The following is a 25533-nucleotide window of genomic DNA, read 5'->3' as shown; positions in this document are numbered from 1 at the left end:
CGGCGATTCGCGCAGACCACCCGCTTCGCCCCACGCGAGACATCACACGCATGCCTTGGCTCCAACTCCTGATTGAGGTCTCCAAGCCGCACGCCGACGCGGTCGTCACCACGCTGGAGCAGCACGGGGCCTTGTCGGTGACGCTCGCCGACGCCGCCGACGAACCGCAGCTCGAGCCGGGACCGGGTGAGACGCCGCTGTGGTCACGGGTGAAGCTCACCGCCCTCTTCGAGACGGGCGAGGAAACCGAACAGCGCGTCGGCGAGCTCGCCCGCGCACTCGCTGCGCAAGCACTGGCAGAACCACGGATCGAGCGGCTGGCTGATCAGGTGTGGGAGCGGGTGTGGCTCGAGACCTTCAAACCGACCCGCTTCGGGCGTCGGCTCTGGGTCTGCCCGCATGGACAGAGGCCGGATGATTCGAGCGCGGATGAGGCAGACGTCATCCTCGCCCTAGATCCAGGTCTCGCCTTCGGCACCGGCCATCACCCGACCACGGCGCTCTGTCTGGAATGGCTCGATGGACAGGATCTGACCGGCCAGACCCTGCTCGACTTCGGCTGCGGCTCGGGCATCCTCGCCATCGCGGCGCTGCGGCTCGGCGCCACGCGGGCCATTGCGATCGACCACGACCCCCAAGCGCTCGAGGCCACGATCGAGAACGCACGGGCCAATGGGGTCGCGGATCGACTCGATATCCAGGCCGCCGACACCCAACTGATATCCCAGGTCGATGTCGTCGTGGCCAACATCCTCGCGGGTCCGCTGATCGCGCTCGCCCCACGCCTGACCGCTGCCCTCCGCCCTGGCGGTGCCCTCGCCCTCTCGGGTGTGCTCGCCGAGCAGGTCGAGAGCGTGAGCGCCGCCTATGCTGGGCGCATCGCCCTTGCTCCGGTGCGGTTGCGAGAGGATTGGGCATTGATCAGCGGAACGCGTCGTTGACGAACGGCTTCGCGATCGGCCCCTACCAGCTCGCCAATGGGTTGGTGCTCGCCCCCATGGCCGGCATCAGCGACCGGCCCTTTCGTAACCTCTGCCGCCGCCTCGGCGCGGGGCTCGCGGTGGCGGAGATGGTGTCCGCGAATGCGGCACTCTGGGGTACCCCGAAATCGGTCCGGCGTTTGGACTATCGTGATGAGTTCGGCCCCGTCTCGGCACAGATCCTGGGCTCGGATCCGCAAGCGATGGCACGCGCGGCGCGTGCCAATGTCGAGCTGGGCGCTCAGATCATTGACATCAACATGGGCTGTCCAGCCAAAAAGGTCTGCAAACAGGACGCCGGTTCGGCGTTGCTGCGTGATGAGGCCCGTGTCGCTCGCATCCTGGAGGCCGTGGTCGGTGCCGTCAGGGTTCCGGTCACCTTGAAGATTCGCACCGGCTGGTCTCCCGCGACCCGTAATGCGCCACGCATCGCTGAACTCGCGCGCGATGCCGGCATCGCGGCCTTGACCGTCCACGGCCGGACACGCACCTGCGGGTATGACGTGCCCGCGGAATACGACACGCTCCGCGCCATTCGTGAGCGGGTCGCGCTGCCGCTCATCGCCAATGGCGACATCACCGATCCGCAACAGGCCAAGCGAGTTCTGGACTGCACGGGCGCGGATGCTATCATGATCGGACGCGCGGCTCGGGGACGGCCTTGGATCTTTCGCGACGTCGCTCAATACCTCGCCTCGGGGTTGCTGCCGACCGAGCCACCCATTGCCTGGATCCACGAACTCCTGCAAGAGCATCTGGAATCGCTTTACGTGTTCTACGGCAACCATGCCGGCGTGCGGATCGCCCGCAAGCACATCGCTTGGTATTGCCGAAGACTCCCGGGTTCAGCAGCCTTTCGCGAGCGGATCAATCGCACCGATGAACCGAGCGCGCAAACATCGCGGGTGGCCGAATTCTTCGCCGCATGCTCCGAAACCGAGAATCAAGCCGCATGAGGATTGCCGCCTTGGACGATGACCGGGAGACTCAGTCGACACGCCTTCAGTTCACCGCGGCCGATCGCCATGCCCCCTTGAGACAGTGTGTCGAAGAGGCACTCGGCTTCTATCTCGACAACATGGCCGGCCATGAGATCACGAATCTGCGTGAGCTGGTGCTGGAAGAGGTCGAACGCCCCATGTTCGAAACCGTGCTGCGATTCACGAACGGCAATTTGAGCCAAGCAGCGAAGATGCTTGGCATGACGCGCGCAACGCTGCGCAAGCGGCTCGCCCTCTATGGCATCGATCGCCTAGCCTGATTAACTCGCTTGATACCACGCGATGCTCGACCCATGCCGCGGCGGCCACAAGCCGGATCCTTGACGCGAGCGGTTCGGCACCCTTTCACTCGGACGGACATCATGCAATCCATTCACCGCGCCATCATCAGTGTTTCCGACAAGACGGGTTTGGTCCCCTTTGCGCGCGCGCTGTCCGCGCATGGGATCGAGATCCTGACAACCGGCGGAACGGCTCGTCTGTTGACCGATGAGAACATCGCGGTGACCGAGGTGTCGGACTACACCGGCTTCCCCGAAATGATGGCGGGACGGGTAAAGACGCTGCATCCGCGCATCCACGGCGGCATCCTCGGGCGTCGTGGACCGGACGATCGGGTGATGCGCGAGAACGAGATCAAGCCGATCGACCTGGTGGTGGTCAACCTCTACCCGTTCGAGCAGACGGTCGCGGATCCGGCCTGTGATCTTGCTACCGCGATCGAGAACATCGACATCGGGGGGCCAACCCTGCTGCGCGCCGCGGCCAAAAATTACGCGAGCGTCACCGTGGTGGTGGACGCAGCCGACTATGCGCGGGTTGCCGAGGAGATCGCCACGCAGGGGAGTGTCAGTGACGCCCTGCGCTTCGATCTCGCGGTCAAGGCGTTCGAGCACACCGCCCGCTACGATGGAGCCATCGCCAACTATCTCGGCGGCCGGCTCGCCACCGAGGTGCCAGGCGGCTTCCCGCGCACCTTCAGCCTCCAGCTGAAGCGTCAGCAAACCATGCGCTATGGTGAGAACCCGCACCAGCACGCGGCCTTCTATACCGAACATGGTGAACTCGAGACCGGCATCGCGACCGCGCGCCAACTCCAAGGCAAGGAACTGTCCTACAACAACATCGCCGACACCGACGCGGCGCTTGAGTGTGTCAAACAGTTCGCCGAGGGTCCGGCCTGCGTCATCGTCAAGCATGCCAACCCCTGCGGGGTCGCCCTCGGCGCGACCCTGCTCGACGCCTACGAGCGCGCCTATGGCACCGACCCCGAATCGGCCTTCGGCGGCATCATCGCCTTCAATGGCGAGCTCGACGCCACGACCGCGCGGACCATCGTCGAGCGTCAGTTCGTCGAGGTGATCATCGCCCCGCGCGTGAGCGCCGAGGCGAGCGCGGCGGTCGCGTCCAAGAAGAACGTCCGGCTGCTCGAATGCGGCGACTGGGACGCCGAGCTGACCCACCGGCTCGATTTCAAGCGCGTCAACGGTGGACTGCTCGTCCAGGACGCGGATCTGCGCCTGACCGAATCCCTACGCACGGTCACGACGCGCGCGCCGAGTGAGGCGGAGATGGCCGATCTGCTCTTCACCTGGCGCGTGGCCAAGTTCGTCAAGTCCAACGCCATCGTTTACGGCCGCGACCGCACCACTATCGGAGTTGGCGCCGGTCAGATGAGCCGTGTCAACTCGGCACGCATCGCGGCCATCAAGGCCGAGCAGGCGGGACTCGCGGTCGCCGGCGCGGTCATGGCCTCGGATGCCTTCTTCCCCTTCCGTGACGGTATCGACCAAGCCGCGGCGGTAGGCATCACGGCGGTTATCCAACCCGGTGGCTCGATGCGCGACGAGGAGGTGATCGCCGCGGCGAACGCCCATGGCATGGCGATGATCTTCACCGGGATGCGTCACTTCCGGCACTGAGGATCGGGCATCGGCGTTCGGCCGTCAGCCCCGAGATCGCTGGTCCGGAGCTAGCGGCTGATCCTCTCGCGTTGGAGACCTTCGACACATGCGCATCCATCCCACCGCCATCATCGAAGACGGTGCTCGACTGCACGAATCCGTCATCGTCGGCCCCTATTCGATCGTCGAATCGGGCGCCGTGATCGGCGAGGGCTGCCGCATCGAGTCTTGCGCGCGCATCTACGGGATGACCCGCATGGGCGCGCACAATCGGGTCTGTCATGGTGTCACCCTCGGCTCCGAGCCCCAGGATCTCGGCTTTCGACCCGAGCTGGCGCGACCGCTCACCATTGGCGATCACAATCAGTTCAAAGAGAATGTCAACATCAGCTGCGGGATCAAGTCTGATGATGGCACCCGGATCGGCAGCCACAACTATTGGATGGCCTTCTCGCACGCCGGTCACGACTGCATCGTCGGCGATCACAACATCCTCGCCAACACGGCCACGCTCGCCGGACATGTCGAGGTCGAGCACCGCACCTTCCTCTCGGGACAGGTCGCGGTGCATCAATTCTGCCGAATCGGCGCCTATGCCATGGTCGCGGGCGTGAGCGGTGTCCCCCAGGACGTCCCGCCCTACACCCTGGTCGACGGTCATCGCGCGCGGATCATCGGCCTGAACCTGGTCGGCCTGCGACGCGCTGGTTTCACCCAGGAACAACGCAGCCGGATCAAGTCCGTCTATCGGCTCATCTTCACGTCGGGCCTGCGTCTCGCCGAGGCCCTGGTGGAGGCCGAACGGACCTACCCCAGTCCCGAGACCGGGCACATCGTCCATTTCATTGAATCGAGCCGACGGGGCGTCCTGTCGTTCGGCCGGGATCTCTGATCCGGGCGGCTGCTAGGGCCCTGGCTCGACCGCATCTCGTGAGGAATCAACCAGTATGCAGATCCTGATCGTCGGTGGTGGTGGACGCGAGCACGCGCTCGCCTGGAAGGCCGCGCAATCGCCACGCGCTGAACGTGTCTTCGTCGCGCCCGGCAACGGCGGCACCGCCACCGAGCCCAAGGTCGAGAACTTGCCGATCGCGGCGGACGACATCCCGGCGCTGTGCCGCTTCGCCACCGAGCAGGCGATCGACCTCACCATCGTCGGCCCCGAGGCGCCCTTGGTCGCCGGTCTCGTCGATGCCTTCGAGACCGCCGGTCTACGCTGCTTCGGGCCACGCCAAGCCGCCGCGCAACTGGAGGGATCCAAGGCCTTCACCAAGGATTTCCTGGCGCGTCATCAAATCCCGACCGCCGCCTATGGCGTCTTCACCGAACCCGCGCCCGCGCTCGCCTATCTGCGCGAGGTGGGGGTACCCATCGTCATCAAGGCCGATGGGCTCGCGGCCGGCAAGGGGGTGATTCTCGCCGAGGACCTCGCGACCGCCGAAACCGCCGTGCTCGACATGCTCGATGCCGGGCGCTTCGGCCAGGCCGGCGCGCGGGTCGTCATCGAGGAATGGCTGCGGGGCGAGGAGGCGAGCTTCATCGTCATGGTCGACGGCGCGCACGTCCTGCCCTTCGCCAGCTCGCAGGACCACAAGGCGCGCGACGACGGCGATCGTGGTCCCAATACCGGCGGCATGGGCGCCTACTCGCCCGCGCCTATCGTCACCCCCGCCATCCACGAGCGCATCCTGCGCGAGGTGATCGAGCCGACGGTCGCCGGACTCGCCGCCGAGGGCATCCCCTATCGCGGCTTCCTCTACGCCGGGCTCATGATCGCGCCCGACGGCACGCCCAAGGTGCTCGAATACAACTGCCGGCTCGGTGACCCCGAGACTCAGCCGCTGCTGATGCGTCTGGAGTCAGACCTGGTCGAGCTTTGCCTCGCCGCGATCGCAGGCCGTCTTGATCAGGTGACAACCGCTTGGGATCCGCGTCCCGCGCTCGGCGTGGTCATGGCGGCCGGCGGTTATCCGGACAGCTACGCGACCGGCCACCCGATCAGCGGTCTGGACGCCGCGTTGCCCGCGGACGTCAAGGTCTTCCAAGCCGGCACCAAAGCGGATGGATCGGCGATCCTAACCAACGGCGGACGCGTCCTCTGCGTCACCGCACTCGGCGACAGCGTCTCGGCCGCCCAGTCCCTGGCCTACCAGGCCGTTGAAAGGATCGGTTGGGAACATTGTCAGTTCCGGCGCGACATCGGTTATCGGGCGATTGAGCGCGAGCGATCGCGCTAAACGTCGGCTCACTACACAGGACAGGGTCAGTGATCGCGGTCACGGGCCCGCTCGCAACAGCAGCCGATGTGCCGTGCCAGGCCGCGCGCCAGCGCTCGGACAGCGTTCGATCCTGATCTTCCGACTTCTTGACCATCATGGAAAAGAAGGCCAACTTGACCACGAGACGATGAGGTCACAATCCCACGGCAGAGCCGGAGGAGTTCCCGTCTTGGTTCAGCAATCACTGCGATACAGCGTCTTAGCTACGGTTTAGGAGTTAGTGCTGATGTTGACGGATACCCGCACGGCCCTAGCGACCATTCTCATTGTCGACGACATGGTCGAGAACCTGACCGTTCTGTCCGATCTCTTGAGTCCGGCCTACAGTGTCCGCGCCGTTCGCTCCGGCCGGCGAGCGTTGCAGGCGCTTGCCGAACCGCGTCCCGATCTGATTCTGCTCGACGTGATGATGCCGGACATGGATGGCTACGAGGTGATGAGGCGGCTGCGCGCCGAGCCGACAACCGCGGACATTCCGGTGATCTTCGTCACAGCCTTAGACACGGCGATCGACGAGGAGCGCGGTCTTGCGCTCGGCGCGGTGGACTACATCACCAAGCCCATCAAGCCGGCGATCGTTCTTGCCAGAATCAAGACTCAACTCGAACTAAAGACCGCTCGGGACCGTCTGCGCAACGAGAATCTACTGCTCGAGGCCGAGGTATCGCGTCGCATGCAGGAGAACATCCTGATCCAGGACGCGAGCATTCGCGCACTAGCGCATCTGGCGGAGATCCGGGATCCCGAGACCGGCAACCATCTGCGTCGCACCCAAGGCTACGTCGGGCTGCTCGCCGACGCCTTGCGCACGCACCCGCGTTTTGCGCCTTTTCTCACCGAGCAGACCATCGATCTGTTGGTCAAGTCAGCACCGCTGCACGACATCGGGAAGGTCGGCGTGCCCGATCACATCCTGCTCAAGCCCGGCAAGCTCACACCCGCGGAATGGGAGATCATGAAGACGCATAGCCGTCTGGGCCGCGAGGCGATCGAGCTGGCCGAGCGCGATGCCGAGTGCCCAATTGCCTTCTTGGCGATCGCCAAGGAGATCGCGCACTATCACCACGAGAAATGGGACGGCTCCGGGTATCCGGAGGGTCTCAAGGGCGATGCAATCCCGATCGCCGCCCGGTTGATGGCGCTAGCGGACGTCTTCGACGCGCTGATGTGCCGGCGTGTCTACAAGCGTGCCTGCTCGTTCGATGAGACCGTGTCCATCATCGAGCAGGGACGCGGCACCCATTTCGATCCGGATGTGGTCGACGCCTTTATGCTGCGGCGCGAGGCATTCCAGAACATTGCCGTGCGCTTCGCCGACAGCGACTCGCGCCGCATTCACCAGGTCGCGCGGCGGTGCGAATCAACCGCGCCCGAGCCTGCCAGCCCGGGATCGACCTGAATGACTCGTATCGTTCAAGGAGTGTGTCGATGTCGGATGCCATCGAGCTGACGCTCGCCGACATCATGTCGCGGGCGCTGCAATACGTGATGCCAGACAGCCCGCTCGGCGATGCCGTTCGGACCATGGCGCGGGAAAGACTCTCATGTATCCTCGTGCTTGAGAATGAGCAGCCCTTAGGGATCCTGACCGAGCGTGATCTGCTGCGACTGCTAGACCGGGAGGTCAATCTCGACCGGCCGGTTGCCGAGGTGATGAGCGCACCGGTGCTCGCCATCCCCATGGAGACCGATTTCGCCTCCGCTTACCTCCAGGCCCTCGATCACCAGATTCGCCACTTGGTGGCGATCGACCCGAGCGGCAAGGCCGTCGGAGTCGCGAGCGAGACCGACTTTCGTCGCTATTTAACGCTGCGCCTGCTCAAGCAGCTCGATGACCTGACCGCCGTGATGGATCGCGACCTGCCACTCATGCCGCCCAATGCGTCCGTCGCACAGGCGCGCAGGCTCATGCTGCAGTACCGCGCCTCCTATGTGCTGATCGTGGAGGCGCGGCGCCCGCTGGGCATCCTCACCGAGCGCGACATTCCCGATCTCTTGGCAAGGCGGGGCGCACAGGCCCGGGACTTGATCGTGCGCGATGTGATGCGATCGCCCGTGCGGATGATCCGCGACGACAGCCCCGTGTCGGATGCCGCGTGCCTGATGCAACAAGAGGGCCTGCGGCATCTCGCGGTCGTGGATGCCAACGGACAGGTCATGGGGATGTTGACGCTGCATAACCTGATGGAGCGGATCGGGTTCAACCTCCTGCACGACGAGACCAAGCGCCGAACCGAGCGCTTGTTGGGAGCGCAAGCCCATACCGAGCAGCGGTTGCGAATGGCCGTCGATGCATCCGGCATCGGTTTCTGGGAATTCGACCTGGGCGCGGATCTGCTCTATCGCGACGAAACGATGCGCGATCTGCTCGGTCTTCGAGGGGTCGAGACCCCACTTGATCGGGCTGCCTGGCTGGAGTCCGTGCATCCGGATGATCGCGACACCGCGATGCATGCCTTCCAGGCGGCCTTTGCGCCGGGTGAACCGCTGATCGAATGCGAGTATCGGAGTCGCCATCGAGACGGCCGCTGGGTGTGGCTCCAGACGCGTGGGCGTGTTGTACGCCGAAACCCTGACGGATGTCCCGCTCTCGCGGTCGGCACCGCAATGGACATCACCAGGCTGCGCGAGGCCCAGGATGCGCTGCGCGAGCGCGAGGAGGTCTATCGCGCCATCTTTGTGCAGGCCAGCGATGGCATCATTCTGGTCGATGCCGAGACCACTCGTTTCGTCGAGTTCAATGATGCCGCTTGCGAGGCGCTCGGCTACACCCGCGAGGAATTCGCCCAGCTCGGAATCGCGGATGTTCAGGCCGAGCGTGATCTGGCCGGCGTGCGTGATGGCCTGCGCATGATCCTAAGAGACGGTCGGGGCGACTTCGACACCCTGCATCGTCACAAGGATGGCAGCATCCGGTATGTACGGGTGGGCAATCGTGCGATCGAGATCGCGGGGCATCCCTATGTCGTCGCGATCGTGACGGACATCACCGAGCGTACCCTCGCCAAAGCAGAGCTGGATCTGCACCGGCATCATTTGCGGGCGCTCGTCGATGCCAGGACCGCCGAACTGGATGCCGCCAACCGCGATCTCATGCGCAGCGACCGGCGTCTGAAGGCCCTATTCGACTTGAGTCAGGCGGCACCGAGCTTGAGCGAGTCCGAGCTCATGCAGGCGGGCATCGACACCGCCGTCGATCTGACCGACAGTCTCATCGGCTACCTTCATTTCGTCAACGAGAATCAGGAAACCATTCAGCTTTGCACCTGGTCGCGCGGAACGCTGGCCTACTGCGCGGCCGAATACGACACGCATTACCCGGTATCCAAGGCCGGGATCTGGGCGGATACCCTGCGCACCGGGCAAGCCGTCATCCATAACGATGTTCAGACGATGTCCGGCCGCCACGGCTACCCGCAGGGACATGCCGTGCTCATGCGTCATCTCGGCGTACCCATCAAGGAGGGGGCGCAGGTCCGCATGCTCATCGGCGTAGGCAACAAGCCGATCGACTACGACGAAACGGACCGCCAGCAGCTTCAGTTGGTCGGAGACGATCTGTGGCGGATCATCATGCGCCGTCGTACCGAGCTTGCGCTGGCCAAGGCCAAGGAGGGTGCCGAGGCGGCCAGCCGCTCCAAGAGCGCTTTCCTGGCCAACATGAGTCATGAGATACGCACGCCAATGAACGCCATCATTGGTCTCGGCCATCTGCTGGAGCACGAGGTGACCGATCCTAAGCCGCGTGCTCAGGTCGGGAAGATCGTGGATGCGGCCCGGCATCTTCTGTCGATCATCAACGACATCCTCGACCTCTCCAAGATCGAGGCCGGTCAGTTGACGCTTGAGGAGACCAGCTTCTCGCCCGTTGCTCTGATTCAACACGCCTTCAGTCTCCTTGGCGAGCGCGCGACGACCAAGGGACTGACCCTTGAGCAGTCAGTGGACCCGCGCATCCCGGCCGTGCTGTTTGGCGATGCCCACCGGCTCGGCCAGATTCTGCTGAATTATCTCGGCAACGCGATCAAGTTTTCCGAGCAGGGCACGATTCGCGTCCGTGCTCGAATCCGAGAAGAGGATGAGGGTCGGCGCTTGCTCTGCCTCGAGGTCGCGGACGAGGGCATCGGTCTGACCCCGAGCCAATGCGAGCGACTCTTCAAGCCCTTCACCCAAGGCGACGATTCCACGACCCGCCGTTACGGCGGTACGGGTCTCGGACTGGTCATCTGCAAACGGCTAGCCGAGTTGATGGGCGGCGAGGTCGGGGTCGAGAGCATGCCGGGGGAGGGAAGCCGATTTTGGGTCGAGATCCCGCTGCGTGACGACAAGGGCTCGACTCCGGGGGCTGTGAATGATCTCCATCTCCAGCCGTCCGCTGACTTGGAGGAACGTCTGGCGCGACGCTATCGTGGGGTTCGTCTGCTCATGGTTGAGGATGATCCGCTCAATGCCGAGGTGGCCAGCGAGCTGCTACGCAGACTCGGGTTGATCGTGGACATTGCCGAGAACGGACAGGAGGCGGTGGACTTAGCGCGCGAGCGTGACTATGCACTGGTCCTCATGGACGTGCAGATGCCGATGATGGATGGTCTGTCCGCGACCAAGGCGATTCGTCACCTGCCCGGTCGCGAGACATTGCCGATCCTGGCCATGACCGCCAATGTCTTCGAGGACGATCGTCAGGCCTGTCTGGACGCCGGAATGAACGACCATATCGGCAAACCAGTGCAACCCGAGCGGCTCTATAGCGTACTCCTGCGCTGGCTTCCGCCGATGTCGGGGGCGCTCGCAGTGGGCGATGCGTCGACCGCGAGCCGCGTCGACGAGGCGACCTTGACGGGCAAATTGGCGACGATTCGTGGTCTCGATGTCGCGGCCGGACTGCGTGCCGTCGGCTCCGATCATGCCGGGTATCGGCGTGTGCTCGACGTGTTTACCCAGGCGCATGGCGACGCTGTGTCGGTGTTGCGCCGTCGCCTGGCGGCGGGCGAACTCAATGAGGTCGAGCGCCTAGCGCGAACGCTGAAACGACTCTCGACAACGCTAGGTGCGACAGCCTTGGGTGCTCGCGCGGGCGAGCTTGTGGAGCGCGTCGAAACCGGCGCATCGACGTCGGACTTGGAGGCCGGCATGACGGCCTTGGACGCCGTTCTGACTCCGCTTCTCCAGGGCATCCGCTTGGCGTTGAGCGCGGAAGCGAGTGCGCCCCCCGACCTGGATTGGTCGCAGGCACCGATCGTTCTAGCCCAGCTCGAGACGCTCTTGGCCGAGGATAATACGCGCGCCAAAGACCTCGTGTTTGAGTCCGCACCCCTGATCGAGGCGATTTTGGGGACGCATGCCGCACGATTCCGATCCCAGGTCGAGAATTTCGACTTCGAGCAGGCGCTGAACACGCTGCGTCTGGTTACCCATGCGCGCGATGGATGATCCAAGACCCATCCTGCGCCGCTCGGCCTGGCCAGCGTGGGTGACACTGCTTTCGGGGCTGCTGTGCACTGTGTTCCTCACCCTTGTGGTTCGAGCCGAGGTCGAGGCACTCGCCCGGTACGAGCGGACCTTCGTGGCGGAGGAAATTGCCGATCGCATTCAGCTCCGACTCGCCGCGCATGCGCAGATCCTGCGCAGCGGTGCGGCCCTGTTCGCTGCTTCCGAGGAGGTCACGCGCGAAGAATGGCGGACCTTTGTTGTCGGCCTGCGGCTCGACGACCAGCTACCCGGGATCCAGGGCGTCGGATTCTCCCTCCTGATCACGCCCGAACTGTTGCCGGCGCATGTCGATGCGATGCGTCGAGAGGGGTTTCCGGACTACCGTGTCTGGCCCGATGACGAGCGCGCGCTCTACTCCACGATCGTCTATCTGGAGCCCTTCAGCGATCGTAATCTGCGCGCGTTCGGATATGACATGTTCTCCGAGCCGGTGCGACGGGCCGCGATGGAGGAGGCACGTGATCGGGACATCGCGGCCCTGTCAGGATGGGTCCGCCTGGTCCAGGAGACCGACGAAGACGTGCAGGCCGGCGCACTCATGTATGTGCCGGTCTACCGAGCCGGCATGCCGGTGACGACCATCGAGGAGCGTCGCGCCGCCCTGGCGGGATGGGTTTATAGCCCTTACCGCATGAATGACCTGATGCGCGGCATTCTGGGCGGATGGGAGCAGAGGGATGGAATGCGGATCCGTCTCGCCGTCTACGATGGAGACACCGTCGCGCCCGCAACCTTGCTCTACGACAGTCAGAGCGAGGCACCCGTCGCCGAGTCGCCGGTGGGGGCCGGCGTCTTGAGCCTCCCGCTCGAGTTTAACGGCCACCATTGGACCCTGGTGTTCTCGAGCCAGGCGACCGGCGGGCTGTCCATCGGTGCCCTGAAGGTCTGCTCGACCGCCCTCGTCGGGATCCTCGTCAGTGTGCTCCTTGCCGGTCTCGTGCATGCGATCACCAAGTTCCGCGCGCAGGCTGCGCGCCTGGCCTTGGAACTGGATGCGCATCGACAGACGGAGCAGTCGCTCGATGTCACGTTGACCAAGTACCGCACCTTGTTCAACAGTTTTCCGCTCGGGATTACGGTCGCTGACGAACATGGCACGATCGTCGAGGCCAATCCCATCGCCGAGTCCATCCTCGGAATCTCGCGCGAAGAGCAGCTGCGACGCACGCTCGGCGGCGCTGCGTGGGACCTGATCCGCCCGGACGGAACACCCATGTCCACATCGGAATACCCGAGTGTTCTGGCCTTGCAGACCACGCGGGGTTTACATCGTGCCGAAATGGGAATCCGCAAGCCGCATGGCGAGGTCACCTGGCTCGGCGTGGTGGCCACGCATCTGCCCTTGGCCGGGTACGGCGTCGTCGTCACCTACGCCGATATCACCGAGCGAATCCGGGAGCAGCAGGCGCGCGAGACACTCGCCGCCGCCGCCCGCTTGGCGGTCTCTTCGGACGACGCGGCCCAATTTTGCCAAGCCCTCGCCGAGCTGCTGTCCACGCGGCTTGCTTGGCCCCACGTCGCGATCGAGACCTACGACAGTGCCTCCGGAGAGATGGTCTTTGTCGGCGCCGTCGGGATTCCGGGGTCGCTGGACGAGCCCTTGCGTGTCCCGGTCGAGCAGACGCTCTCCGGCTGGGTTGCGACGCACGGCGAAGCATTGGTGGAGCACGATGCCAATCAGCGACCCGAGTACGCCCTGCCGGCATTGCGGGCACTCGGCGCCGTGACCTTCATCTGCATTCCGATCAAGGTCGGCGAGCGGGTGCTGGGAACCCTCTCGCTCGGTGATGTGCGGCGACGTCCAGAGGCGTCCGAATGGTTGGGAATGCTGGAAACCATCGCCGATACCGCCGCCGATTCCATGGTCCGCCTGGACGCCCAGGCGGCCTTACGCGAGAGCGAGCGCAACTACCGCACGCTGGTCGACAACCTCTATGCCGGTTTAGTCGCGCACGCACCCGACACCCGGATTCTGTACGCTAACCCGATGGCGTCGCATCTTTTAGGGCTGACGTTCGAGCAGATGCAGGGACTCGCCGCCGTCGACCCGAGGTGGCATTTCATTCATGAGGATGGCACCCAGGTACCGGTGGATGCCTATCCGGTCCAGCGTGTCGCCGAGACCGGACAGGCTCTTCAGGGCGTGACGCTGGGCATCGTCAGACCTGACCGCACCGCTCCCGTATGGGTGCATTGCGAGGCGCATCCGCTACATGATGAGCAGGGTCGGATGCAGAGGATCGTCGTGACCTTCTTCGATATCTCTCGGCGCAAGGTGGCCGAGTCCGAGCTCGAGCAGTATCGCCATCGCCTAGAGGATCTGGTCGCGGAGCGGACCTCGGAGCTCGCCGAGGCACGCGACGCGGCGGATGCGGCAAACCGGGCGAAGACACGGTTCCTGGCCAACATGACCCATGAGATTCGCACCCCGATGAACGCCATTCTCGGGCTGAATCATTTACTGCTGAAGGAGGTAACCGCGCCCGCCGCGCGAACCAGGCTACAGAAGCTCGGCGATGCCGCGTCTCATCTGCTGCTCATCATCGACGATATCCTCGATCTGTCGAAGATCGAGTCCGGTCGGCTTGTCTTAGAGCAAACGCCGTTCACGCCGGCGACGGCGATCGAGCAGGGTGTCGGCCTGCTCGGTGCGCGTGCGTCCGAGAAAGGTCTTCGACTGCTGACGACGATCGATCCGCGCCTGCCGGCGCGAGTGATTGGGGATCCAATGCGTCTGGAGCAGATCCTGGTCAATTTTCTCGGCAACGCCATCAAGTTCTCCGAGCAAGGCGAGATCCAGGTGCGGGCGATGCTGGCCGAAGAGAGCACAGACAGTATTCTCTTCCGTCTAGAGGTGGAGGACCAAGGGGCGGGTTTAACACCGGATCAGCAAGCGCGTCTGTTCCAGCCCTTCACCCAAGCCGACGATTCGACGACGCGTCGCCATGGTGGCACTGGACTCGGCCTGGCGATCGTCAAACGACTGGCGACCCTGATGGGTGGCGAGGTCGGTGTGACCAGCACCCCGGGGCAAGGCAGTCTCTTCTGGATGACCGCGCGTCTGCGCCGGGATGATCGGCCGGCGCCGCCAATCTCCACCCTGCTCTCGGAGCCCCGGATCGCGGACGACGGCGCGACAGCCGAGCCGGCAATGGTCAGAGGCGCGACCTCGAACGCGAATCCGGCCATCGCGCAGGTCCTTCTGGCCCAATTGGAGTTCCTACTCTCCGAAGGCGATCCGCGGGCTTTGCAGGCATGGGACGAACTTGAGGGTCTAGCCACGCCCATGTTTGCAGAAGATCACCGGCAGCTCCATGAGGAGATCGCGCGTGGTGCTTATGCTCAAGCATTGGAAACCTTACGTCGCGCCCGCGCTGAGTGAGGCGCGGCCGTGATTCATGGGTGACACGAAAGCAACCGCACAATTGAAACGCGAGGCTCAGCGGCTGCGGGCGCGCTCTGGTTGGGACGCTGCGCCATCCTGGCCCAGGTGATCCTGGATCGAGACCCAGATCAGCGTCAGTTCGGCGAGGTTCTGAGCCTGCATCTTCTTCATGACCCGCGCGCGATGGAGTTCCGCGGTCCGGATGCTAATACCCAGGGCATCGGCCACCATGCGATTGCTCTCACCGGCGGTAATCCGCTGGAAAATCTGTTGCTCGCGCGGCGTCAAGGTCGCGTAGCACCGCAGCTGTGTCTCGATCTTGGCTGCGGCGTCGGGCGCTCGCGGAGTCGTCAGTGTCTCGAGAGTTTTCTGCACCAATTCCAGAACGGCCTGAGGATCGATTGGTTTGGTGATGAAGTCGACTGCACCAAGCTTCATGGCCCGCACGGCCATCGGGATATCCCCGTAAGCGGTGACCACGATCGTTGGGATACGGATGCCATCCCGCCGCAGTCGTTCAAGCAAGGTCATGCCACTGATGCCAGGCATGCGAACGTCGGCGATCAAACAGGCTGGGCCGGCTTGCATCAGGGCCCCGGAGAGCAAGAGTTCTTCTGCGCCAGCAAAAGACCTGCAGTGGATGGAGACTGACTCCAGCAGCATGCAGAGTGCGTCGCGCAGCGCTGGATCATCATCGACAATAAAGGCGACGGGTGCAGTGCTCATGTCACGCTCCGCGGGTGGCAAACGCACATCCTGAGCCATGCAAGGGAAGAGCATCGTTGATGGCAATCCATCGAGCCGAGCGCGTCATTCGCCAACACAGGTGCTGAATCGATCCCGTCCCGACTCGTCCTGCAGGAGGTAATCACGGAGACGTTCCAAGCTGCGGCTGGCGAGCTTAAGCTGCCCTTCGATACCCGCAAGCGCGGCGTCGAGTGTCGCGGCTCGCGCAGTCGGGCGCTCAGCCAAGGTGCGCGCGGCGACGGCGTAACATGCTGCCGAACTCAATGGCTGCGCCAGATCATGCATCATCAGGGAGACGAGCGACGGTTCATTCAGGTGATCCGGTGACAGCGCCCACTCCCGCGGGACCCGCGGCGGGAGTGAGCGGTTCGGACCGCTCTGTTCTTCTGCTCGATACCCTGTGACAGGGTCCCTGAACAGTTCGTCGAGAGATTCGATGGACACGGGTTTGACCAAGTGCACGTCGAACCCAGCCTCTCGAGAGCGTTGCCGATCCGCCGCTTCGCCCAGCCCAGTCATGGCGATCAGCCGGATGTCGTTCCACTCAGGTCGCATGCGGATGCGACGTGCGACTTCTCGACCATCGAGATCAGGCATGCGGATATCCAAAATCACGACATCAGCGGGTTCTGTTTCGAGTGCGTCCAGCGCCGATCGTCCGTCATAGGCAATCCGGACCACGGCGCCCTGGTATCGCAGGAGCGTCGCGAGACTCGTGGCCGCATCCCGATTATCGTCGACAACCAGGATATGATGCTTGGCCAAAGTGCTGGCCTGAACACCTCCACTCTGGTGACGGGCCGCGCGTGACGGGCGACGCGGTGTGCACGGGACGCCAAGCGGCAGATAGACCCGCATCTCACTGCCCTGTCCAGATCCTTCACTCAACGCCTCAATGCGACCACCGTGCAACTCGACCAGTTTGCGCACCAGGGTCAAGCCGATTCCGAGGCCGCCCTCGCGCTGTGTCGCACACACGCGTCCTTGAGCAAACATCTCGAAGACACGTGGCAGCATTTCCGGGGAAATTCCGATACCTGGGTCGCGAATCGAGATCTCGACACCCTCCCCTTTTGGTTGCACCCGGATGCGGATCACCTCGCCTGCATTCGTATATTTAATCGCATTGTTGAGCAAATTTCCAAAGACCTGTGACAGTCTGATCCGATCTCCTTCCAGCCACACAGGCTCTGATGCACGCTCGACCTCGATCAGCTGACCGGTTGCGTCTAGGAGCGGTTGCACGGTTTCCACTGCGCTATCGATGACCTCCGTCAACTCAAGGCGCTCTTTCCGCAGATCGATCTTGCCATGGGTGATGCGTGCGACTTCCATCAGGTCATCGACCAATCGAATCAAGTGCAGGAGCTGGCGTTCCATCATCTCGCGCGCCGTGACTAGGGTGCTCGGATCGATCTCCTCGAGTCGCAGGATCGACAGCGCATTGCGCATCGGAGCAAGTGGGTTGCGCAGCTCATGAGCCAAGGTCGCGAGGAAGGCATCTTTCAGACGATCACTCTCGCGCAACTCGTGAGCCGCCCGCGCGGCTTGTTCACGGGCGGCTAGGGCCTGCGACATCGACTCTAGTGCTTGCGCGCGAGACGCCTTGAGCGCCTCTTGATGTTCGCGGAGCCGATCGAGCAGGGCCTGGTCGGCTTCGAGTCGACTCAGGTCCGTCCCTACGAGGCAGATCATATCCCCATCGCACCGTGGTAGACGACTCGCCCAGAGATGCATGGGGACCTCCGCCTCGGCATCCGTGAGGAAGACGATGCGATCGTCGGCGGTTCCTGTCTGTGATGCGTCCAAGAGCTTACAGAGACGCTGACGGTCGAGCGGACCGACAAACTCATCGATCGCATGCCCGAGCAGACCACTGCGGGTTCGTTGTAGCAACGCACAGGCTCGATCGTTGGCATAGAGCAAGATGCCTTCCAGTGAGATGGCGAGCCCGGCCTCGTTCATGGTCTCCACCATGAGTCGGTGTAAATTCTCCGTCTCCATCAACGAGAACACCCGATCGCCTTGGCTCCCGCTGACGATGACGGCATCGACCTCGCCTTCACGAATCGCCCGCAGTGCGTCCTGAGCCTCCTCCAAGCACGCCCGCAAATCCAGATTTTCCTGCAGCAAGGTCGTCACGGAGCGATCCGTTTGCGGCGCGGAATTCGGATCAGAGAGCGGCGGCGGTGTGTCTGTCATGCCGATGGGTTCTGACTGGCGTCACGCGTTCGCAGGTCGAGGCCTAACAACACGCGATGCTCGTCGGCCATGTCGCCGATCAGACGTCGCAGCGGCAGCGGCAGATGCTTAATCAGGGTCGGTGCGGCGAGGATCTGCTCGCGCTTGGCTAAGGATGGTTGTTCGTAGATGTCAACCACCTCAAGCGAATATCGTCCCTTGAGATGCTTGTCGCACACGTCTCGAACCGATTGAATCGCGGCCGATGAGCGTGGAGTGAGGCTCGCCACATAGAGTGTGAGCACATAGCCTAGGTCAGGCCCGTCGGGTAACGCCGCCACGCCATAGCCCGAGTCGCTCGGGAGCGGATTCCCGTCGGTTGCATGCGTATCCGATGCCGGAAAGCGGGTCACGGTCATGGCAATTCCCCCTTGGTTGATGGTGACTCGATCATCTGCGTGGGCGCAGGTCCAGTCCAACGAGAACGCGCTCGGTATCGGATAGATCGCCGATGATCCTGCGGACTGGCTCCGGCAGCTTGCGCACGAGGGTGGGTACGGCGACGATCTGGTCACCACGCGCCAATGATGGGTTCTCGAGGAGGTCGATGATCTCGATCTCGTACTCGCCGGCTAGGTGGGTCTCACAGAGCACTTTGAGGTTTTCGCAAGCACGCACGGAGCGCGGATTGCTCCCAGCCACGTAGAGGCGGAGGCACCACCCCCTCACCTGTTCCACCTCGCACGTGGAGGGCTCGCTCGAGGTCGTCACCTCGGTTCTCCGGGGTTGCTGGCAGCGGCCACAACAGAAACGCCGCAGTCATCCAGCAGGAGTTGGTGGACCTGGTGCGAATGCGCCATGCCGCGGCTCTTCAGGATATGGAGCAGCCGCTTGCGCGTGCCGGCGACGTCTGTCATGCGCAACAGCAACCAGGTATCGATCAAGGAGCTGACGCACTCTTCAGTACGTTCGAGGTGGACCGGCTCGGAACCCTGTGTCAATCCAGTGAAAAATGCCGTGATCCCTGCCGATTTGAGAAAATCGATGACTCGGGTCAACATGATCCTCACCTCGGCAAGGTTGCCAACAGCGGTAAAGCTGGAGATTGGATCCAAGATGACGGCGTCGGGTTTCAGCGCCCCAACGATCCTATGGAGTCGTGCCAGATGATCCTCCAGGCCGTAGAGGGTCGGTCGGACAGCATGGCAGTAGAGCCGGCCGCTGGTGAAATGTTGTTCCAGATCGAATCCAATGGAAGCCATATTGCGCGCGATCTGATCCGGGGACTCCTCCGAAGACCAGTACAGGCAACGTCCGCCCCGATGACAGACGCTATCGGCGAACGCCGCCGCCAGGCTACTCTTCCCCGCACCAGCGGTGCCGGACACCAACACGCTACTGCCCTTGTAATAACCTCGTCGCCCTAACAATGCGTCGAGGCCATCGATGCCGGTGGAGAGACAGTCGCGCGAGACCCGATGATCCAGGCCCGCGGAGCTGATCGGCAACACGCCGAAGCCCTGCGCGTCGATCAGTATCGGATACTCGTTGGTCCCGTGGCGCGATCCACGGTACTTGATAATCCGCAGCCGCCGCGTCGCGACCTGGTTGCTGATGCGGTGGTCGAGGAAGATGACGCAATCGCTCACGTATTCCTCCAGGCCATGTCGCGTGAGTGTGCCCCCACCGCGTTCACCGGTGATGATTGCGGTCACCTCTCGAGCTTTGAGCCAGCGGAAGAGGCGACGCAACTCTCCACGCAGGATCGCCTCGCTCGGCAGCGAGGCGAACAGAGCATCCACGCCATCCAATGCGACACGGCGCGCACCCACTGCGTCGATGGCACTGCCCAAACGAATGAAGAGCCCCTCGAGATCGTAGTCGCCGGTCTCCTCAATCTCACTGCGCTCGATCCGCACCGCATCCAGCGCGACGCGTTGCGTGGTGACTAGTGTTGCCAGGTCGAAACCCAACGATCGCACGTTGGTGATCAGTTCTTGCTCGCTCTCTTCAAAAGACATGAAGACCCCGTGCTCGCCAAAGTCCCGGGCTCCCCGAACAATGAACTCCATCGACAACAGGGTTTTTCCGCACCCAGCGGCACCCGCCAGCAACGTCGGTCGTCCCCGCGGCAGACCTCCACCGGTAATCTCATCGAAACCGAAGATACCGGTCGGGCACTTGCTGATCCCGGAAGCGGCAGCGGAGGAGGCATCTGTGGTCGATTCGATCATGGTTGCTGGCTCGATCATCCTCGTGTGACGGCATCCGTCCGGTCGAACGCGATCCTAGGACAGCCCAGTGTTGCGCACGCGTCTCGCGCTTAGCGCCATGAATCCGCCCCGGAGGCCATCAGGTGCAAGACGGGGCACTGCTCAGCTTGATTCTAAGGCAATCAGTAGCTGAGAAAAGAGTTTCCTTGGGCAGATCGAAGTCCTGGCGTGTCGTGCCAAAAGCGTTGAAATGTGACTGTAAAAATAATTTGACATTTTACAATGTCAAGCTAGACTGACACGTAATGTTACGTACATTAAACGTAAAAATACTTATTTTTGTAAGTCAAAATACTTTTAATAACAAAGACTTGACCTAGTGTAGGAGCTAGACCGAAGTAAGGCAGGTTCTCGCGTGGCTGTTCCACGCGAGGGAGTAAACAGTCGAGCCTTCTGGTTCGACACCATTGACAGACTGGAGGTAATCACATGGCCGAGCAGACAAGCCTTTCGGGTCTCACCGAACAGCAAGCAAAGGAATTTCACGAGCAGTTCAAGATCACCTACACCGCGTTTGTCGGAATCGCCGCGGTCGTGCACCTCTTCGTGCTCGCGGCCAACCCATGGTTCTAGGTTCTGACAGGAGAGATCAATGAACGTCTTCGATTACAAGCCGCTTGAGCAGGACTACCGGTTCTGGCTGGTGGTGAATCCAGCTACCTGGCTGATCCCGATCCTGATCGCGGTCCTGGGTATCGCACTGGCTGTCCATGCCTACGCTTGGTCATTGGGTATTGGGTTCGATCCGCTCGAAACGGCCGAGGTCGCGCCGGTGGCCGTCGAAGTTGCGCCAGCGGTGGCCGAATAGACCCGAACAGGGTGTTACCCCGGGACTGGTTTCCGGGGTGAGCATCTGAGCAGGCTGGTTTTTCAGATACCCGCTAGGGAGATTGGAAATGGCCGATCGATCATTGTCTGGCCTGACTGAGCAGCAAGCGAAGGAATTTCACGAGCAGTTCAAGATCACCTATAGCGCGTTCGTCGGCATCGCCGCGCTGGTGCATCTCTTCATCATCGCCGTGAACCCCTGGTTCTGAACCGTCTCAGCATTATTGATAAGGTGACTATCATGAGTGAAATCAACAAACCCAAAAATCCTGAAGACGATTGGAAAGTGTGGCTCGTCGTGAATCCTGCGAACTGGCTGATGCCGATCCTATTCGCCGTCCTGCTCGTCGTTTTGGTTGTCCACAGCTTTGTGATTTCGCTGGGTTACGGCTTCTAGTCGAGGTGCGGGGTGGGGGCGAACATCGACCAGATGCCGCCCCCTGCGTCGCGGTGAGATCACAGCAAGAACCCTGAGTACAACCCTAGCTCGCGGCAGGTTGTGGTTGCGATCCGGCTGAATCCTGTCCTGTCACAGTGACATAGACGGATCAGGGTGACCAGTTGGTTGCCATTCGCCCCGCGTCACAGTAAAGGCAGCTTTTTCGCTCGATTGATCTTTTTCTTATGTCGGAGCGAGTGCGTGAGCATTCGCTCCTTTTTTTCGCAAAAAAAAGGCCCGGCGGGGTGCCGGGCCATAAACGTCTCATGATGAGAGAGACGAGGAGGACACTATTTTCGATGCTAGAATCCTAGGCCGCGCGGATGGCGGCAGGCCAGGGATTGCTCGAAGATGGTTGTGGAGGGCACTTCAGTGAATGAAGAGTCCACCGTTGACCGGCAAGTTGGCGCCAGTCATATAACTGCTTTCGTCGCTTGCCAAGAAGGCAATCGCGGCGGCGATTTCATCCGGTTGAGCCATTCGGCGCATCGGAATCCCGGAGATGATGCTGTTGCGCACAGTCTCGTCCATGGCCAAGGTCATGGCTGTCTCGACGTAGCCGGGCGACACCGTATTCACGGTCACACCCTTGGTCGCACCCTCTTGAGCCAGCGCCATGGTGAAGCCGTGCATGCCGGCCTTAGCCGCCGAGTAGTTCGCCTGTCCGAATTGACCACGCTGACCGTTAACCGAGGAGATGTTGATAATGCGCCCGAAGCCGCGCTCCAACATACCTTCCCAGACCTGACGCGTCACATTGAAGACGCTGTCGAGGTTGACCTTCATGACCGCTTCCCACTGGGCAAGCTCCATCTTTTTGAAGGTCTTGTCACGCGTGATCCCGGCACAGTTGATTAAGATGTCGATGGGGCCGTGCTGCTCGGTGATCTCCTTGACCATGCGGGCACTATCCTCGAACGAGGAAACATCCGCCGCAAACGTCTCAATGTGGTGGCCTTCGCCCGCGCGCTCTTTCTTCCAAGCGTCTGCCACCGCGGACTCGGACGGATGGTGATTAGCAACGACCTTGCAGCCATCCTTCGTCAAGCGCGTGCAAATGGCCGTACCAATCCCGCCGATACCACCCGTCACTAGTGCAATACGTGTCATATTCTGTTTCCTCCAGCTTGTTATCGATTTGTTATGGTGTTGCATCATGCCCGAGAAGGTGCGGTCAGACGTCTGACGCACTTCAATCGGTGATTGGCGCTCACAGCCCGCGGGCGCGTTGAAACACCCGGCTCAACGCCATTCGCAACGCTCCAGTCCGGGGCGTTGCGAATGGCTGTCCATCCCTGGACAGCCCGTCAGTCACGAGAGGTGACTCGGTCGTATTAAGCGACGGTGACGCTCTTACGCAGGTCGGTGGAGACCTCGGCCATATTTTTCTCGAACCAAGCCCGGTAGTCATCGCGAACTTCGCTGACGGCCTGCATTCCGGTCTTGCTCTCGGTCAGCATACGCTCCCCGAGTTCCTTGGTCGCCTCGACCTGACCCTTAGCGAACTCATTGTAGCCCTTCGCTTCGGTCGCGAGCTTCATGACACGCATCGCGTGTTCCATGTAGAGGCTCATGGCATCCATTTGGCGCGCTGACATCTTCTCGAAGATGCGGACGTTGAGTTCGCCGAGGCTGGTCATGCGCTCAACGGTCTTGTTGGTCATGTCGTTCACAGTGTTCAGGGTTTCGGTGACAGTCATGGTTCACTCCAGTCAAGTTTGTGCAGTGCAGCAATTGTTGCAGTGCACAATAGACAGGTCTGAATCGTCTGTCAACCCCAAGATGATCAATCATGTCGATTGACTCGATAAATGAAACCGCCCGATGCGCTCACTGTGGCCAGGTCCGGGACAGGGCCACAACGACCCGCGGTGCTCAGACCGTCTCGTCGCGCCCCTTGCCATGCCGCTCACCCGACACGGGCGGCTCACTCGCACCAGAGGCCGAGGGCTCATGGGAGCCGCTGCGTTCTCCGCGGAGGTCAAATCCCGCCGCGCGCATCAGCTCGGCCTGAATCTCGGACCAGAGCTCGACATTCTTCTGGGTCATCCGGGTCATCGCATCAAACGGCGTCTCGCCAAGCGTGCGAACGAGTTCGTGGTGTTGCTTGGAGAACAGATCGAGCGAGCCTTCCAAGTAACGGGCGAACATCCCCTGCAGCGTGCCGCCATAGAAGCGGATGATCTGCGACAACATGGTCGCGCTGAAGAGCGGCTCGCCACCACTCTCCTCTTCTAGCATGATCTGGAGCAGGATCGAGCGGGTGATGTCGTTGTCGTTTGCCGTGTCGACGACCTTGAAGTCCGTGCACGCCATCACCAGGTCACGCACGTCAGACAGTGTGATATAGCGGCTGACTTTGGTGTCGTAGAGACGTCGGTTCGGGTACTTTTTGATGATGCGCTCGTCTTTCATGGGCAGCTCGACATCGTTGTCCATCGGTTCTGGGAGTGTAACCCAGCAGAGCTGAACATCCATTCGCTACGCAAGTCACCACGCACGTGTGAGACGATCAGTTTTGGTTTGACGCAAAACGACCTAGGATCAGCTAGGCGGGTGGATGAGTCAATTCAAACCGATCACACGCCGTTGAAACATCCCCACCGTAGCCATTCGAGCATCAGCGGTCACGGTCCCGTAGTGCCGTGACCGCTGAGATACAGCCTGCTCTAGACGCGCTCAACCGCGAGCGCAACCCCTTGGCCACCACCGATGCAGAGGGTCGCGAGACCTTTCTTTGCATCGCGCTTGTTCATCTCGTAGAGCAGCGTGACCAGGATCCGCGCGCCAGAGGCACCGATCGGATGACCGATCGAGATGGCGCCACCATTGACATTCACCTTGCTCAGATCCCAGGCCATCTCCTGATTCACCGACATGGCCTGCGCGGCAAAGGCCTCGTTGGACTCAATGAGATCGAGATCCTGCGGCGTCCATCCGGCCTTTTCCAGGCACTTCATCGAGGCCGGGATGGGGCCTGTTCCCATGATCGCCGGATCGACGCCCGCACTCGCGAAGGCCACCAGTCGTGCCATGGGCTTCAGTCCGAGTTCCTGCGCCTTCGACTCTTTCATGACCATCACCATGGCGGCACCGTCATTGATGCCCGAGGCGTTGCCCGCGGTGACGGTGCCGGCCTTGTCGAAGGCGGGACGCAGCTTGGCGAGAGTCTCCGCCGTGGTGCTGGGACGTGGGAACTCATCGGTGGCGAACACCACCGGGTCACCCTTACGTTGCGGGATGCTCACCGGAATGATCTCATCGTTGAAACGGCCCGCCGCCATGGCGGCGGCAGCCTTCTGCTGTGACGCCGCGGCGAAGGCATCCTGCGCCTCACGACTGAAATCATATTTCTTCGCAATATTCTCGGCCGTGACGCCCATGTGGTATTGATTGAACGCATCCAAGAGTCCATCGACGATCATGGTGTCCTTCAATGCCCAGTCGCCCATCCGCTGACCATCGCGCGAGCGCGGCAAGACATGCGCGGACTGACTCATACTTTCCTGCCCACCAGCAATAACGATCTCGGCATCGCCGCAAGCGATCGCCTGCATGGCCAAGTGCACCGCCTTCAAGCCGCTACCACAGACCTTGTTGATCGTCATCGCCGGAACCTGATGCGGCAACCCGGCCATCAGGGTGGTCTGACGTGCGGGGTTCTGGCCGACTCCGGCCGCGAGCACTTGCCCGAGAATGACCTCATCGATCTGGTCGGGCGCAACTCCCGTGCGCTCCACCAGCGCCTTGAGCACGGCAGCGCCAAGCTCGGTCGCGGGAAGCGAGGAGAGAGTCCCGCCGAAGGTGCCAACCGCCGTGCGACCGGCGTCAACGATCACGATGTGTTCGCTCATGGTGTGAATGCCTTGGTAATTTGAGGTGATAGGTCGAGGAGGCTCGTTGCGCAAGCCCGTTCCAATCGCGAGAAACGACTGCGGGGTCTAAAATGCCCCGCTCGTGGCAGAGGTGCAACCGAGAGTTTACGCGGCTTTGTTGCAGTGCACAAATCAACGTGATACCGTCAAG

General features: G+C 62.3%; 22 protein-coding genes. 13 read left to right on the top strand and 9 right to left on the bottom strand.

What is annotated here, in order from left to right:
* Window positions 1-50 precede the first annotated feature (50 nt).
* From prmA to CKO25_RS03360, 9 genes are all read left to right on the top strand, one after another.
* Window positions 51-941 carry a 50S ribosomal protein L11 methyltransferase gene (gene prmA / locus CKO25_RS03400; RefSeq protein ID WP_200386522.1) on the top strand — a complete coding sequence of 297 codons (891 nt, stop codon included), beginning with the start codon at window positions 51-53 and terminating at the stop codon, window positions 939-941.
* Window positions 938-1936, top strand: coding sequence for a tRNA dihydrouridine synthase DusB (dusB, locus tag CKO25_RS03395; RefSeq protein ID WP_200386521.1), 999 nt, complete (start codon window positions 938-940; stop codon window positions 1934-1936). Before prmA ends, dusB begins: the two co-directional genes overlap by 4 nt.
* Window positions 1933-2241: a helix-turn-helix domain-containing protein gene (locus CKO25_RS03390; protein ID WP_200386520.1), complete on the top strand. Its 309-nt coding sequence runs from the start codon at window positions 1933-1935 to the stop codon at window positions 2239-2241. Before dusB ends, CKO25_RS03390 begins: the two co-directional genes overlap by 4 nt.
* A gap of 102 nt (window positions 2242-2343) precedes the next feature.
* Complete coding sequence (purH, locus tag CKO25_RS03385; protein ID WP_200386519.1) at window positions 2344-3903, top strand: bifunctional phosphoribosylaminoimidazolecarboxamide formyltransferase/IMP cyclohydrolase; 1560 nt, start codon at window positions 2344-2346, stop codon at window positions 3901-3903.
* 88 nt (window positions 3904-3991) lie between these two features.
* Window positions 3992-4777 carry an acyl-ACP--UDP-N-acetylglucosamine O-acyltransferase gene (lpxA, locus tag CKO25_RS03380; protein ID WP_200386518.1) on the top strand — a complete coding sequence of 262 codons (786 nt, stop codon included), beginning with the start codon at window positions 3992-3994 and terminating at the stop codon, window positions 4775-4777.
* 55 nt (window positions 4778-4832) lie between these two features.
* Complete coding sequence (purD, locus tag CKO25_RS03375) at window positions 4833-6122, top strand: phosphoribosylamine--glycine ligase (protein WP_200386517.1); 1290 nt, start codon at window positions 4833-4835, stop codon at window positions 6120-6122.
* Between the two features lie 268 nt (window positions 6123-6390).
* Window positions 6391-7563 carry a response regulator gene (locus CKO25_RS03370; protein ID WP_200386516.1) on the top strand — a complete coding sequence of 391 codons (1173 nt, stop codon included), beginning with the start codon at window positions 6391-6393 and terminating at the stop codon, window positions 7561-7563.
* Window positions 7564-7592: 29 nt separating this feature from the next.
* Window positions 7593-11594, top strand: a complete 4002-nt coding sequence (locus tag CKO25_RS03365; protein ID WP_200386515.1) for a CBS domain-containing protein — start codon at window positions 7593-7595, stop codon at window positions 11592-11594.
* Window positions 11587-15036 (top strand): PAS domain-containing hybrid sensor histidine kinase/response regulator, encoded by a 3450-nt coding sequence (locus CKO25_RS03360; protein ID WP_200386514.1) that lies wholly within the window; start codon window positions 11587-11589, stop codon window positions 15034-15036. The genes CKO25_RS03365 and CKO25_RS03360 overlap by 8 nt, the downstream gene beginning before the upstream one ends.
* A gap of 57 nt (window positions 15037-15093) precedes the next feature.
* On the opposite strand, the gene CKO25_RS03355 is transcribed toward CKO25_RS03360, so the two are convergent.
* The 5 genes from CKO25_RS03355 to kaiC all read right to left on the bottom strand — a co-directional run bounded on the left by CKO25_RS03355 (window position 15094) and on the right by kaiC (window position 20201).
* Window positions 15094-15765, bottom strand: a complete 672-nt coding sequence (locus CKO25_RS03355; RefSeq protein ID WP_200386513.1) for a response regulator transcription factor — start codon at window positions 15763-15765, stop codon at window positions 15094-15096.
* Between the two features lie 84 nt (window positions 15766-15849).
* The gene (locus CKO25_RS03350; RefSeq protein ID WP_200386512.1) at window positions 15850-17928 is read right to left on the bottom strand and encodes an ATP-binding protein; all 2079 of its coding nucleotides are present in this window, start codon (window positions 17926-17928) and stop codon (window positions 15850-15852) included.
* Window positions 17929-17984: 56 nt separating this feature from the next.
* Window positions 17985-18386 (bottom strand): circadian clock KaiB family protein, encoded by a 402-nt coding sequence (locus CKO25_RS03345; RefSeq protein WP_200386511.1) that lies wholly within the window; start codon window positions 18384-18386, stop codon window positions 17985-17987.
* 31 nt (window positions 18387-18417) lie between these two features.
* Complete coding sequence (locus tag CKO25_RS03340; RefSeq protein ID WP_371829695.1) at window positions 18418-18696, bottom strand: circadian clock KaiB family protein; 279 nt, start codon at window positions 18694-18696, stop codon at window positions 18418-18420.
* Window positions 18697-18734: 38 nt separating this feature from the next.
* Window positions 18735-20201, bottom strand: coding sequence for a circadian clock protein KaiC (gene kaiC / locus CKO25_RS03335; RefSeq protein ID WP_200386509.1), 1467 nt, complete (start codon window positions 20199-20201; stop codon window positions 18735-18737).
* Window positions 20202-20669: 468 nt separating this feature from the next.
* On the opposite strand from kaiC, the gene pufB reads away from it, so the two are divergent.
* From pufB to pufA (CKO25_RS03315), 4 genes are all read left to right on the top strand, one after another.
* The gene (gene pufB, locus CKO25_RS03330) at window positions 20670-20813 is read left to right on the top strand and encodes a light-harvesting antenna LH1, beta subunit (RefSeq protein ID WP_200386508.1); all 144 of its coding nucleotides are present in this window, start codon (window positions 20670-20672) and stop codon (window positions 20811-20813) included.
* A 19-nt stretch (window positions 20814-20832) separates the two neighbouring features.
* Complete coding sequence (gene pufA, locus CKO25_RS03325) at window positions 20833-21048, top strand: light-harvesting antenna LH1, alpha subunit (protein WP_200386507.1); 216 nt, start codon at window positions 20833-20835, stop codon at window positions 21046-21048.
* 88 nt (window positions 21049-21136) lie between these two features.
* On the top strand, window positions 21137-21277 hold the full coding sequence (locus tag CKO25_RS03320) for a light-harvesting protein (RefSeq protein WP_200386506.1): 141 nt from the start codon (window positions 21137-21139) through the stop codon (window positions 21275-21277).
* A 32-nt stretch (window positions 21278-21309) separates the two neighbouring features.
* Window positions 21310-21465 carry a light-harvesting antenna LH1, alpha subunit gene (gene pufA, locus CKO25_RS03315; protein ID WP_200386505.1) on the top strand — a complete coding sequence of 52 codons (156 nt, stop codon included), beginning with the start codon at window positions 21310-21312 and terminating at the stop codon, window positions 21463-21465.
* Window positions 21466-21876: 411 nt separating this feature from the next.
* Here pufA (CKO25_RS03315) and phbB read toward each other — a convergent pair whose 3' ends face one another.
* From phbB to CKO25_RS03295, 4 genes are all read right to left on the bottom strand, one after another.
* Window positions 21877-22617 carry an acetoacetyl-CoA reductase gene (gene phbB / locus CKO25_RS03310; protein WP_200386639.1) on the bottom strand — a complete coding sequence of 247 codons (741 nt, stop codon included), beginning with the start codon at window positions 22615-22617 and terminating at the stop codon, window positions 21877-21879.
* Between the two features lie 224 nt (window positions 22618-22841).
* Window positions 22842-23207 carry a phasin family protein gene (locus CKO25_RS03305; protein WP_200386504.1) on the bottom strand — a complete coding sequence of 122 codons (366 nt, stop codon included), beginning with the start codon at window positions 23205-23207 and terminating at the stop codon, window positions 22842-22844.
* Window positions 23208-23382: 175 nt separating this feature from the next.
* On the bottom strand, window positions 23383-23922 hold the full coding sequence (gene phaR / locus CKO25_RS03300; RefSeq protein ID WP_242467364.1) for a polyhydroxyalkanoate synthesis repressor PhaR: 540 nt from the start codon (window positions 23920-23922) through the stop codon (window positions 23383-23385).
* 254 nt (window positions 23923-24176) lie between these two features.
* Window positions 24177-25361: an acetyl-CoA C-acetyltransferase gene (locus tag CKO25_RS03295; protein ID WP_200386503.1), complete on the bottom strand. Its 1185-nt coding sequence runs from the start codon at window positions 25359-25361 to the stop codon at window positions 24177-24179.
* Window positions 25362-25533 lie beyond the last annotated feature (172 nt).

Origin of the sequence: Thiocapsa imhoffii (genome assembly GCF_016583985.1) — a bacterium.
Lineage (GTDB): Bacteria > Pseudomonadota > Gammaproteobacteria > Chromatiales > Chromatiaceae > Thiocapsa > Thiocapsa imhoffii.
This window is presented reverse-complemented; position numbering and strand designations above follow the sequence as displayed.